Source organism: Dolomitihabitans soli (assembly GCF_022213955.1).
GTDB lineage: Bacteria > Actinomycetota > Actinomycetes > Streptosporangiales > Streptosporangiaceae > Streptosporangium_A > Streptosporangium_A soli.
The window spans coordinates 131,752-143,122 of the sequence record NZ_JAKNTW010000031.1 but is presented as its reverse complement, the minus strand read 5'-3'; the positions used below and the strand labels follow the sequence as shown (position 1 = coordinate 143,122).

Annotated in this window: 11 protein-coding genes; 5 read left to right on the top strand and 6 right to left on the bottom strand. The window is 68.8% G+C overall.

All coding sequences use genetic code 11. From position 1 onward, the window contains the following. On the top strand, nt 1–263 hold a 263-nt coding region (locus tag MBA17_RS39635), incomplete at its 5' end, for a hypothetical protein (RefSeq protein ID WP_238502877.1). A gap of 326 nt (nt 264–589) precedes the next feature. On the opposite strand, the gene MBA17_RS39630 is transcribed toward MBA17_RS39635, so the two are convergent. Continuing rightward, the gene (locus MBA17_RS39630) at nt 590–1,300 is read right to left on the bottom strand and encodes a CPBP family intramembrane glutamic endopeptidase (RefSeq protein WP_238502876.1); all 711 of its coding nucleotides are present in this window, start codon (nt 1,298–1,300) and stop codon (nt 590–592) included. 481 nt (nt 1,301–1,781) lie between these two features. Between MBA17_RS39630 and MBA17_RS39625 the strand changes: the two genes are divergently transcribed. From MBA17_RS39625 to MBA17_RS39615, 3 genes are all read left to right on the top strand, one after another. Further along, complete coding sequence (locus tag MBA17_RS39625; RefSeq protein WP_238502875.1) at nt 1,782–2,417, top strand: GNAT family N-acetyltransferase; 636 nt, start codon at nt 1,782–1,784, stop codon at nt 2,415–2,417. Nucleotides 2,418–3,046: 629 nt separating this feature from the next. After that, nucleotides 3,047–3,997 carry a phosphotransferase gene (locus MBA17_RS39620; protein WP_238502873.1) on the top strand — a complete coding sequence of 317 codons (951 nt, stop codon included), beginning with the start codon at nt 3,047–3,049 and terminating at the stop codon, nt 3,995–3,997. A gap of 206 nt (nt 3,998–4,203) precedes the next feature. Then, complete coding sequence (locus MBA17_RS39615; protein ID WP_238502871.1) at nt 4,204–4,443, top strand: DUF6289 family protein; 240 nt, start codon at nt 4,204–4,206, stop codon at nt 4,441–4,443. A gap of 344 nt (nt 4,444–4,787) precedes the next feature. Here MBA17_RS39615 and rplL read toward each other — a convergent pair whose 3' ends face one another. The 4 genes from rplL to MBA17_RS39595 all read right to left on the bottom strand — a co-directional run bounded on the left by rplL (nt 4,788) and on the right by MBA17_RS39595 (nt 7,614). Beyond that, nucleotides 4,788–5,174 carry a 50S ribosomal protein L7/L12 gene (gene rplL, locus MBA17_RS39610; RefSeq protein WP_238502869.1) on the bottom strand — a complete coding sequence of 129 codons (387 nt, stop codon included), beginning with the start codon at nt 5,172–5,174 and terminating at the stop codon, nt 4,788–4,790. Nucleotides 5,175–5,237: 63 nt separating this feature from the next. Beyond that, nucleotides 5,238–5,762 carry a 50S ribosomal protein L10 gene (gene rplJ, locus MBA17_RS39605; protein WP_238502867.1) on the bottom strand — a complete coding sequence of 175 codons (525 nt, stop codon included), beginning with the start codon at nt 5,760–5,762 and terminating at the stop codon, nt 5,238–5,240. Nucleotides 5,763–6,063: 301 nt separating this feature from the next. Then, the gene (locus MBA17_RS39600) at nt 6,064–6,699 is read right to left on the bottom strand and encodes a LysE family translocator (protein WP_238502865.1); all 636 of its coding nucleotides are present in this window, start codon (nt 6,697–6,699) and stop codon (nt 6,064–6,066) included. A gap of 162 nt (nt 6,700–6,861) precedes the next feature. Next, nucleotides 6,862–7,614, bottom strand: a complete 753-nt coding sequence (locus tag MBA17_RS39595; RefSeq protein WP_238502863.1) for a glycoside hydrolase family 25 protein — start codon at nt 7,612–7,614, stop codon at nt 6,862–6,864. Nucleotides 7,615–8,126: 512 nt separating this feature from the next. On the opposite strand from MBA17_RS39595, the gene MBA17_RS39590 reads away from it, so the two are divergent. After that, nucleotides 8,127–9,530: a sulfatase family protein gene (locus MBA17_RS39590; protein ID WP_238502861.1), complete on the top strand. Its 1,404-nt coding sequence runs from the start codon at nt 8,127–8,129 to the stop codon at nt 9,528–9,530. Nucleotides 9,531–9,549: 19 nt separating this feature from the next. On the opposite strand, the gene MBA17_RS39585 is transcribed toward MBA17_RS39590, so the two are convergent. Further along, nucleotides 9,550–11,301, bottom strand: a complete 1,752-nt coding sequence (locus tag MBA17_RS39585) for a serine/threonine-protein kinase (protein ID WP_238502859.1) — start codon at nt 11,299–11,301, stop codon at nt 9,550–9,552. Nucleotides 11,302–11,371 lie beyond the last annotated feature (70 nt).

The following is an 11,371-nucleotide window of genomic DNA, read 5'->3' as shown; positions in this document are numbered from 1 at the left end:
TGTACTGGAACTACCAGGCCGAGACCGGCACCAGGAACCGGTCGACCAAGCTGACCATCCGCAGCATCCCGAAGAGCGTGTTCGGCGACCGGATCCGGGTGGAGGCCTGGCTGGTCGACGCGACCAATAACAACTACAACCACAACAAGACCACGACGTTTGCCCGGAACGCGATCTTCAGCATGGACCGTCCCGCCGAGTTCAACCGCGTACTCTCCCTCACCAAGAACGCGGTGGGCCTGCTCCGCATTACCCCGGCCTAGTGCCGCGTCTGGCCACGTTCGCCCTATTGACGATCTTTCATAGGCGGGGGTTGTCGGTGTTTGCGGTTGCGCCAGGCGATGTAGCGGGGGATCATGCTGCCCTGCTCGCGGTGGTCAGACGGCGAGCTGGTCGTGTGGGACACCGCGGCGGGCAGGACGGTGTTCCCGGCGTTGCTGGGCCGGATCACCCTGGCGTTGTGGGTGCGGAGGGTGGTTTCGCTGTCTGTGTGGTGGATGACCGCGCGGACGAACGGCGACGCTCTGTCGGTCCATAGATACGGCGACGGCCGTGACGCTCCTGTCCGGCCGACGAATCGGGCGTCGCGCTAACCGCTCGCCGTACGACGCCTTCCCGCGAGCACCACGCACCCCCAGGCCGCCAGGGCCACGGTCATCAGGACCTCGTGCAGGAGGGGGACGTGTTCGTGGTTGAGCAGAAGGACGGTGTCCTCCGCCGCATGCAGGACGATCAGCGGCAGAAGGGCTCCACTCCGGTAGCGGACCGCGGCGTAGGCGAAACCGAACACGGCGGTCTCGGCGACCAGCAAGACGGTGTCCACGGGAGAACCGCCCGTCAGGATGTAGCGGCTGACGTGGCCCACGCCGAACAGGGCGCCCACCAGCAGACAGCACCGCCAGCGGCCGAGCGGCGTCATGGCGTGCTGCGCCACCCCGCGGTAGAACAACTCCTCGTTGACACCGACCAGAGCGATCCCGACCAGGAACGGCAGCAGGTCACGCCTGGCAGGATCGATACCGTAGGGCAGGTAACTCGCGGCGCTGACGGCCAGCCCGATCACCGGCCACCACGCCAGCGGCCTGATCACGGTCAGCCCGGTCTCCCGCCACCAGCCGAGCCAGGCGGTCAGGCCCAACGCCACCAGCGTGATCACGGCGTTGACGAAGGTGCCTTGCCACTCGCCGCCGAAGCCGACAGCGGTCGTACCCATCGCCAGACCGACGATCAACAGCAGCCTGGCCACCATCAGCCCGGTGGCGAACCAGACAGGATGAAGAACGACGAATAATCGCAGCATCCCGCAAATATAGAGAAGGCCAGTCATAACGCAGCCCGGTCAGCGGACCGCTCGTTTCTCCGCGGCGACGGCGGAGTAGAGGGCTGAGTAGTCGCGGGCCTGGGTGGTGATCTCGTGGCGGGCGGCGACCAAATCGCGGCGGAGACGGCGCAGCTCGTCAACGGGGAGCCCGCAGCGGCATTCGGCGTCCGGGTCTTGGACGCGTTCGCCGCAGCAGGGGGATGAAGACGCGCTCCCCAGGCTGGTCGGGGTCCTCGTACCAGTGGCAAGTCATGGCCAATAAGAGGCAACGATCTTTCGAGCGCTGCACGTTTCTCGGACTTGGCCAGCGATTCGGAGTGGCCCCTGGGCCATAAACAGGTTGGTCGCGTGCCTTGCCAGCGGGGATCATCGAGGAATGTCGCGGAGTTCCTTGGATCGGGCGCGCCAGTTGTGGGCGGACCTGGCTCGTGTTCCTGTCGCGTTTCCCGAACGTGGGGGCGTGAGTATCGTGGTCTCGCCGGGATCGTGGTTGTGCCCGCCGGGGTGGGCGGGCGTCATCGCGCTGGACGGAGCGGTCCTGGCCACCGTACCGAGCGCTGACTTGATAGCGCCGGTGCGGGGCACGCTGCTCCGCTATATCGCTCGAACCAATATTGATCTTGCTCTGCTTCCGCCTCAGCTGCCCGCCCTCGACGTTCTGGGCCCGGCGACACTGGCATACCTCGACGCTGGGGATTTCGTTGCCGCTCATACCGAGAGCGAGGTCGAGAGCCTGCCGGCGGATCATCACGATATTCGCGAGCTGGTGGCCTCGGTGGGCCGGCAGGACGCGGAGGAGAGCGGTCTGGAGGAGATCGCTTCGACTGCCTTCGCGATTCGCGAAGGGCGGGCTGTGATCGCTGCCGCTGGATATCGGGCATGGCTGGGCATGGCGGCGCATCTGTCCGTCTTGACCGCCCCGGGCCATCGTGGTCGTGGCTTGGCTCGTCGGGTGGCCTCGGCGGCGGCTGCCGACGCGATGGCGAACGGGTTGGTGCCGCAGTGGAGGGCGCGGCCGGAGCCGTCGCGACGGGTGGCCCGAGCGCTCGGTTTCCGGGAGTTCGGTTCGCAGATCAGCATCCTGCTCGGGCGCTGACCAGCGTGCACCTGGCCTGCCGGAAACGCCGACCGCGAAGTGGTGCGCCGCCTCGCCGCGATCCTGCTCGCCCGCCACCAGGCCGCAGCCGAAGGGCTGCTGTGCCGGTGTGAGGAGCCGACGCCGTGCTCACGTGGCGGCTCGCCCTCGGGCAGGAAGCCTGATCCCTGCCCGAATGCGCAGCCGGACGCCCTCCAGGGGCGCGGTCGGGGCCGGCACCGGCGCACCCACCGCCACCATTCGCCCGCCAGCCGGGGGAGGGCACGAGCGGGACTGCTCCGGCGTCGGCCCAGCTGGTGACACGGTGGCGGCCGGGGCGTCGGAGGGCTGAGTCAGCGACGGCACGGTCGGCGCGATTGCCGGGTCGGTGGCCGGCGCGGACGGCTGCGGCGTCTTGACTTCGGTGTGGCGGGGCTTGGGTTTGGTGGTGCGCTCCGATGTCGGGGGCAGCGGTGATGCCGGACTGGTGGCTGTGAGTGCCGTCGACGTGATGACGTGAAGTGAGGTGTCCGTGGAGCTGGCCGACGGGGTCGGCGACGGCGTAGACGTGGGCGACGACGATGGCGTGAGCTCACTGGTGGTGCGTGCGCCGTCGTTTATCCACTCTGCGAACATGCGACGATCGAGCCGTGATCGAGTTCCTGACACCACAACACATCGCCCAACGCACCTCCGCCGCAGTCGACGCGGCTGTCGGAGCAGGGCGTGATCTCGGACTCACCGTGGCTGATGCCAAGGTGCTCCATGACCTGTTCTCCGTCGTTGTCCACCTTGCGCCCTCTCCGGTCGTGGCCCGGATTCCCACCGTCCTGCCGCGCTACGCGGGCCTCGATTCCCTGGTACGCCGCCAGCAGGCGGAACTGGACGTGACACGGTGGCTCGCAGCCCAGGGAACCCGCGTGATCCCTCCCAGCCCTCTCGTGCCACTGGAACCCGTTCAGCGCGACGGGTTCTCGATGACGTTCTGGCAGTTCGTCGAGGAAGGCCGCGACAAAGAGCCCGACTACGTGGCGAACTCCGAAATTACCGCTGACCTGCACGCCGCGATGCGCGCATACCCGGGCCGACTGTCGTTTCTGTCCGCGGCCGAACCGCAGTTCATCGCAGAAAGCCTTGCGCTGCTCGAAAAGCGCCCCGACCTCATCGGTCCGACCGATCTGGACCGCGCACGCCGCGAGTGGCAGGTCCTGGAACCTCTCGTGCGCTCACGCACGGCGTTCGAAAGAGCGTTCCCGGGGATCGACCTCCAGCCTATCCACGGCGACTCCCCGCCCGCGAACATCTTCTCCGGGGTGGACGGGGCCCTCTACGCCGACTTCGAGCTGGTCACGCTGGGCCCGGTTGAGTGGGACCTGGCCGCCCTCGGGCCCGACCTCGAGTCCGCCTACAACCGCGGCGCGCGGCGCAACGGCATGAGGCCGTTGAACGAGCATGTCCTGGGCTTCGTGAACGCCGTGGGGATGCTGCGGGTCATCGCCTCCCTCACGCTCGTGCCGCAACTCCCCCCGTTGATGGAGTTTTTGAAGCCGGCCGTCGACCAATGGCAGACGATGCCGTTCGCCGGCGGCGTTGCCGAATGACATCGACAAGGGACGGCCGGTAGCGGAACCCTGCGGAGCTGACGTCGCGACAAATGCATAAACGTGATCGTCGTTCTACAGGACGTGGTGGAATATGAGTCCCCCTTGCGTTTTCTTCCTATAGGACGGATCATTTCGATCATCGGTTGGGCTGCCCATGAAGTCGCAGGACCTCTGTACTGGTTCGTACTCAGGAAGGACGATTCATGATTCGTCGCGTACTGGCCGTCGTGGTCTTGGCCACCGCCGCGCTCGCCACCGTACCGGCCAGCGCGCAAGCCGCCCTCCCTGCCTGTAGGGCCGGCTACATGTGCAACTCCCAGTTCTTCTCCGACTCCGCGCGCACCAGATTGGTCGGGGTCAAGACGGAACACTGTAACGGTGAGGTCGTGACCTGGGGCAGGGTCACCGGCTACCTCAATTGGTCCACGAGCCCCTGCACCTGATCGAAGGCATCCGGCAGGGCACGCACCGTCGGCCCCGCCGGATCCGTCCGCACGCCTGACCGGTTCAATCGCCGCGCTTGTCGTGGCGCAGGCGGGAGGCGGCCACGTACTCACGGTGCCGGTGTTCACCGGTGACGTGGATGCCGAGGTACAGGGCGAGCAGAGCCGGCGGACCATGATCGGGTCGGCGACGGGCGGCGGAGGCATGCGTCCTCCCAGGTGAGTGGTGGGAAGGCGCACGGTGACGACGGTGTGGACTCACGTCTCGCCACGATCTGGGCAGCGAAAAGGGCGGCCCACCCGGCACCTGGGTGGACCGCCCTCTCGATGAGGCGTTTAGAGCGTCACTTGACGGTGACGGTGGCGCCGGCGCCCTCCAGGGCGGCCTTGGCCTTCTCCGCGGCTTCCTTGTTGACCTTCTCCAGCAGCGCCTTCGGCGCGCCGTCGACCAGGTCCTTGGCCTCCTTGAGGCCGAGGCTCGTCAGTGCGCGAACCTCCTTGATGACCTGGATCTTCTTGTCACCGGCAGCCTCGAGGATGACGTCGAACTCGTCCTGCTCCTCGGGGGCGTCGGCCTCGGCGGAGCCGGCGGCCGGGGCGGCAGCGGCGGCGACCGGGGCGGCGGCCTTGACGTCGAAGGTGTCCTCGAACAGCTTCACGAACTCGGACAGCTCAAGGAGGGTCATCTCCTTGAAGGTGTCGAGCAGGTCTTCGGTGCTGAGCTTCGCCATGATTCCTCCGTGTGTGGGGTGTGAGCGGGTGGAGGCGCCCGGTGCGGGCGTCCCCCTCGGCTGCTACTCGCCTGCGGTCTCGCGCTTGACGCGGAGTGCCTCGGCGAGCTGGGCCATGTTGGTGGGCAGCGCGTTGAACACGGCAGCGGCGTGGCCCTGCTTCGCCTTCATCGCGCCTGCGAGCTTGGCGAGGAGAACCTCGCGGGACTCCAGGTCCGCCAGCTTGGCGATCTCGGCGGGGGTCATCGACTTGCCGTCGACGACACCACCCTTGATGACCAGCAGGGGATTCGCCTTGGCGAAGTCACGCAGACCCTTCGCGGCCTCGACCACGTCGCCCTTGACGAACGCGATCGCGGACGGACCTTCAAGAAGGTCGTCCAGGTGGCTGATCCCTGCCTGGTTGGCCGCGATCTTGGTGAGCGTGTTCTTCACCACGGCGAACTTCGCGTTCCCACTGAGCGACAGCCGCAGTTCCTTGAGCTGTGCGACGGTGAGCCCGCGGTACTCGGTGAGCACGGCAGCGTTGGAGCCCTCAAAGTTGTTCTTGAGGTCGGCTACGGCCGTTGCCTTATCCGCCTTCGCCATGGGCCTCCTTCCAGATGTGCCGCTGGGGAAGGGGGCCCTGAAACGGGACGAGCCCCCAGCGCGGTGCGCGGGGGCTCTCATAGCGGCGGGCACCCATGGGGCACCCGGCTTAAGGCTTCCATCACACCTGCGCGGGTCGCTCACTTCCGTGAGGTCCTTCGGTCTCCGGGCCGGTGCGGCTCGGAGACAACCAGCGGTCTTCGGCAATGGCCAGCGTAAGCGGTCGTGACCACGACCGCAAATCAGGTCGGGTCGTGTCGGCTGCTCGCGGGTAGGAGTTCACCGAGATCCCGCTGGTGATTCACGACTGTTGCGCTGCCAGCCGTAGGCCGAACCCGATCACGATGAGACCGGTGAGTCGATCCAGGCCACGCCTGACCGACGGCTTGCGCAACCAGCCACGCACCAGACCGGCGAACCCGATGAGCAAGGCACTCCACAACAGCCCTTCGCACACATGGACACCTGCCAGCAGGACACCCATCGCGGCGTGAGGCACGTCGTCGGGAATGAACTGAGGAAGCATCGCGACGTAGAAGGCACCCACCTTCGGGTTGAGCACATTGGTCAGCAGGCCGCGACGGAACGCCTGCCACCATCCACCGCTCTCAGGCTGTTCAGACGCCGTCGCCTCACCTGCGTCACCCCTACGGCTGTGCCAGAGCATCTTGCCACCCATCCACACCAGGTAGACGACGCCTGCCCAGCGCAGCATCTCGTAGGCGAGGGAAGAGGTCGCAAGGAGGGCGGACAGCCCGGCAGCTGTCAGAAGACCCCACAGCAGCGTTCCGGCCTGAATGCCGAGAACCACGGCCCAGGCTGATCTTCTGTCGACAAGGAGCGAGGTACGCAAGATCAGCGCCGTGTCCAAACCAGGCGTGATCGTAAGTAATCCCACGATAAGGGCAAAAGAGATGAGTGATCCGGATACATCCACGGATTTTCACCATACCCCCAACCGTTAAACGCGATGAGAGCCGAACCTATGTGCGCTGCTTGACGCCACGAATACGGACGTGCAGGTGCATATCATCCCGGCCATCGCTGTGGACGGCGGCGCCGGCATTCGAACGGCCCACGCCGCCGGCCGGGTGTGCGATCAGTGGGCGGGGCGGCCCAGGCCGCGGAGCTGATCGGGGGTGAGCGAGGAGACGTTCTGGTCGATGGGGGTGTCGGAGTACTGGTGGATGGTCCAGGACTTCCAGTCGGCGGGCGGGGTGACCGTACCCTTCGGCTTGCTGTACTGGGCCACCCACAGGGGGTACCCGGACAGACCGGAACCGTGGGTGTCGGCGAAGTCCCAGCCGCTGTAGAGCATCGGGGCGACGCCGGTCTTGGCCTTCACGTGGCCGAGCCACGCCTTGGCCCAGGCGTTCACCTTGGCGGCGGACTCGCCGTCCGTGGTCTCCATGTCGAGTACCAGCAGGTCACCGGCCTTGGCGGGCTGCCCGTCGACCATCGACAGGAAGTGGTCCGCCTCGGCGATCGGGTCGTTCGCGGGGTGGCCGAAGTGGTAGGCGCCGCGCACGATGCCCTTCTTGTCCAGCTCCTTCCAGTGCCGGGCGAATGCCTCGTCTCGGAAGTCCAGCCCCTCGGTGGCCTTGACGATGCCGAACTCGGCCTGGCTGGCGTTCCAGTCGTGGTCGGGCTGGTAGTTGGAAACGTCCTGGCCATAGGTGAGCGGGGCGGCCCGGCCCTCGTGGACGGCGCCGACGTTGACGGGCCGGTGCTGGTCCGCCGACGCGGCGTGCGCGGGGCCCAGTACGGCGACGCCGGCCGTGGCGGTGGCCGCGGCCAGCAGGCCGGCGGCAGTGAAGGTACGCAGGGTGCGGGTGATTCGGGACAGGGTCATGCCGGGTCCTCCTGTGAGGGGGTTCGGGGCATCGCTGAGGATCGCTCGGTAGTCGGGAGGCCGTGATCGCGGCCGGACCGCGTCGGTGCCGGGTTTCACCCGGGGAAACGGGCTCCGCGTTCACGCACGCAGGCGTGGTCACGTGGCCGGCGCATGCCTGGACCGCGTGCTGTTCGCCTGGATCAGAGGGACCCGCGTCGTCGTCGAGGTCCGAGCGGGCGTCTTCGCCCGCGTGCCCGGTCCCGGCCGCCGCCGGAGACTCCCGACGAGCGGCCGTACGGCCCGCGCATGGTGTTACACAACCATCCGCCTCCCGTCGGCATTCCCAAAACCGCAGGTCAAGATGATGGTCGTGATGCCACGTGACCGACAGCCCGGAGTGGCGGCGAGGTCAAATCCCCGTCGTGCGGGGAGTTCGAGGGACGTGCACGGGGTCTTCTTGTGCATTGCGTAGATCGCCATAATTTCCTACTATTCCTATCGGTTAGTAAACAGATAGGAATAGAGGGTTAATGGAACGCGGTGTCAGCAGGCGCAGGGTGGCCGCGACGATGGGAACGGTGACCGCCGCGGCGGTCGCGGGCGCGGTGCTGCCCGGTGGGCAGGCGGACGCGGGAGTCACCGAGCAGGAGTTCCGGGCCGAGCCGGGCAAGGGCCGCCTCCCCCGCCCCAACGTGCTGGTGATCCTCGGCGACGACCTGGGCTGGGCCGACCTGAGCAGCTACGGGTCAACGCACATCCGCACGCCGAACCTGGATCGCCTGGCCCGCGAGGGGCTCCGTTTCACCGACGCCTACTCGGCGGCCGCGGTCTGCTCACCCACCCGGTTCGCGCTCTACACCGGCCGCTATCCCGGACGGCTGCGCGGCGGACTGGAGGAACCGATCAGCCGGCCCCACGAGTTGGTCGGCATCCCGCCCGCGCATCCGACGCTCGCCTCCCTGCTCAAGGCCGGCGGCTACGCCACGGCCATGTTCGGGAAATGGCACTGCGGCTTCCTGCCCTGGTACAGCCCCATCAAGTCCGGCTGGGACGTCTTCTTCGGCAACCTGTCCGGAGCCGTCGACTACTACTCCAAGATCTCGTCCACCGGTGTCGACCTCTACGAAGGCGAGGTGCCGGCCGAGTCGCTGGACTACTACACCGACACGATCGCCGACCGGGCCGCCGACTTCGTACGGCGGGACCACGACCGGCCGTGGCTGCTCAACCTCAACTTCACCGCCCCCCACTGGCCCTGGGAGGCGCCCGGCGACCGGAAGGTCAGCGCGGAGATCACCGCCCGGATCAAGGCCGGTGACACGCAGGCGCTCTCCCATCGCGACGGCGGTTCGCTGGAGACGTACCGGAAGATGGTCGAGAGCCTCGACTCCGCGATCGGCCGGGTGTTGGCCGCGCTGCGCGCCGGCGGCCGGGAACGCGACACCATCGTGCTGTTCAGCAGCGACAACGGTGGCGAACGCTGGTCGTACCAATGGCCGCTGAGCGGAGGCAAGGGCGGCCTCAACGAGGGCGGCATCCGGGTGCCGAACATCGTGCGCTGGCCCGCGGCGATCCGGCCCGGCCAGGTCAGCCGGGTCCCGGTCGTCACGCACGACTGGACGGCGACGATCCTTGAGGCAGCGGGCGTCCAGCCGTCCCCCGACCACCCCCTGGACGGCCACAGCCTCATTCCGTATCTGCTCAAGGGGGCACGGCCGCCGCGCCGCGAACTGTTCTGGCGGACCAGGTCGGCCCGGGCGCTGCGTCGCGGCGACTGGAAGTATCTGCGCACCGCCGGTGGCGAGGCGCTCTACGACCTGGCGGGCGACCAGCGGGAACAGGCCGATCACGGCAGGCGGGACCCGGCGTTGCTGGCCGAGTTGCGCACCCGCTGGGAGGAGATCGACAAGACGCTCCTGCCGTACCCCTCCTGAACGGCGGTGCGGGCGGGCGCTATCCGGCCGGTTCCGTCAGGTCGAGGTCGTCGACGGTCAGGGTGACCGGGACGTCGGTGGCCGAGGCGGAGAGGAAGGCGAGAAGGCCGGCGCCCCCTGGGGCCTGGAGCGCGGGCGTCGAATCGGTCGCGCTCAGCTGCCAGGCCGGTTCGGCGCCGCCGGCCTGCCAGACCTTGGCACGCAGCGTGGTGGGCGAAGTCCCCGTGACCTGGACGCGCACGCGCACCGCGGCGGTCGAGGACACTTCCGGCACGATCTGCTCGCCGCTGATCGCGGTCTCCGCGCCTTCGCCGTCGGACCGCCGCAGTTCGAGTGCGGTCCCGCCGTCTGGGCGGAAGGTGACCACGGCGCGATAGGTGCCGGCGCCGGCGATCTTCCGTCCCACGGCCGACGCGTAGAGCCCTTTGCCCGTGAGCGGCTTGTCACCCAGCCCGAGGGTGACGGCGAGGTCCGTGTCCGGCGACGACAGTTCGCCGAGATAGGCGCTGCGGCCGGAACCCGGTTCGGAGATGCCGATCCGCCCCGCGCCTTCGTCCACGGAGTAGGCGCCGGCCGGATCGCCCACCAGCCACTCGCCCCCGAGGTCGGCCCGGCCGAAACCGTCGCTCACCTCGCGCTCGAACCTGTCGGTGGCGAGCGCCTCGGCGCCGGGGCCCGTGGCGGTGGGCCGCGGGGTGGCGCCCGGCCCCGCCGACTCGCCGGACGTCGGCCGGGAGGTGGCGGTGACCCGCGGTTCCGAGGGGGTGGAGGCGGCGGCGGGTGTGGACGTGCCGCCGACCACGGCCGGGGTATCCCGCTCGCGATCGACGCCCAGCCACACGCCTACCGCCACCGCCACCACCGCTGCCACCACCGCTGCCGTCACCGCGACGACCGCCGGCGAGACGGTGCGGGACCGTTGGAGCGCCGGGCCGGCGGGCTCGGTCGCCGGCACCCCGGCGATCTCCTGACCGGCGGCGGGAGCGGCCCCGATCAGCCGGGCCAGCGCCTCATGCGAGGCCGGCCGGCGCCCGGGATCCTTCGCGAGGGCCGCCGCGAGCACCTCCCGCAGCGACGGCGGCACCTCCGACAGGTCGGGCTCGTGGCTGACGATGCGCTGGAGCGTGGCCGGGATGGTGCCGGCCGCGAACGGGGACCGGCCCGTGGCCGCGAAGAGCATGGTGGCCGCCCAGGCGAAGACGTCCGAGGCGGGCGTGGCGACCTCCCCCGCGATCTGCTCAGGCGCGAAGTAGGCGGGGGTGCCGATCAGGACGCTGGTCATGGCCGTGGAGTCACGCGCCCGCGCGATACCGAAGTCGACGACCCGCGCGCCGTCGGGGCCGAGCAGGACGTTGGCCGGTTTGAAGTCGCGGTGGACCACCCCGGCCGAATGGATGGCGGCCAGGGCGGTCGCCGTACCGACCACCAGTCTCTCCAGCTCACCGCCCCGCAACGGCCCGCGCTCGCGCACCCGCGCGTCCAGCGACGGCCCGTCCACGAACTCGCTCACGACGTACGGCCGGGGCGGGTCGAGCGAGGCGGTGAGCACGCGGGCGATGCAGAAGGAGGCCACACTCTCCATCGCGGCCAGTTCGCGGGACAGCCGTTCCCTCGCCTCGGCGTCGTCCCGGAGCAGCACCTTGACCGCCACGGGTTCGCCCGCCGGCGAGTGCGCGAGGTAGACGACGCCCTGACCGCCTTGGCCGAGCCGCCCGGCGAGGGTGAACTCGCCGAGACGCCGCGGGTCGTCGGGTTCCAGAGGACCAGCCATGAGGAACACCGTACTGATCCTCTGCCGGATCCCGTTGGAGATCCTCTGTCACGACGGACGGCACGGCGTG

Excerpts from the sequence above, each read along its gene's own strand:
- MBA17_RS39630 (WP_238502876.1), bottom strand. The coding sequence starts at position 1,300 with ATGCTGCGATTATTCGTCGTTCTTCATCCTGTCTGGTTCGCCACCGGG.
- MBA17_RS39595 (WP_238502863.1), bottom strand. The coding sequence starts at position 7,614 with ATGACCCTGTCCCGAATCACCCGCACCCTGCGTACCTTCACTGCCGCC.
- MBA17_RS39615 (WP_238502871.1), top strand. The coding sequence starts at position 4,204 with ATGATTCGTCGCGTACTGGCCGTCGTGGTCTTGGCCACCGCCGCGCTC.
- rplJ (WP_238502867.1), bottom strand. The coding sequence starts at position 5,762 with ATGGCGAAGGCGGATAAGGCAACGGCCGTAGCCGACCTCAAGAACAAC.
- MBA17_RS39585 (WP_238502859.1), bottom strand. The coding sequence starts at position 11,301 with ATGGCTGGTCCTCTGGAACCCGACGACCCGCGGCGTCTCGGCGAGTTC.
- MBA17_RS39590 (WP_238502861.1), top strand. The coding sequence starts at position 8,127 with ATGGAACGCGGTGTCAGCAGGCGCAGGGTGGCCGCGACGATGGGAACG.
- rplL (WP_238502869.1), bottom strand. The coding sequence starts at position 5,174 with ATGGCGAAGCTCAGCACCGAAGACCTGCTCGACACCTTCAAGGAGATG.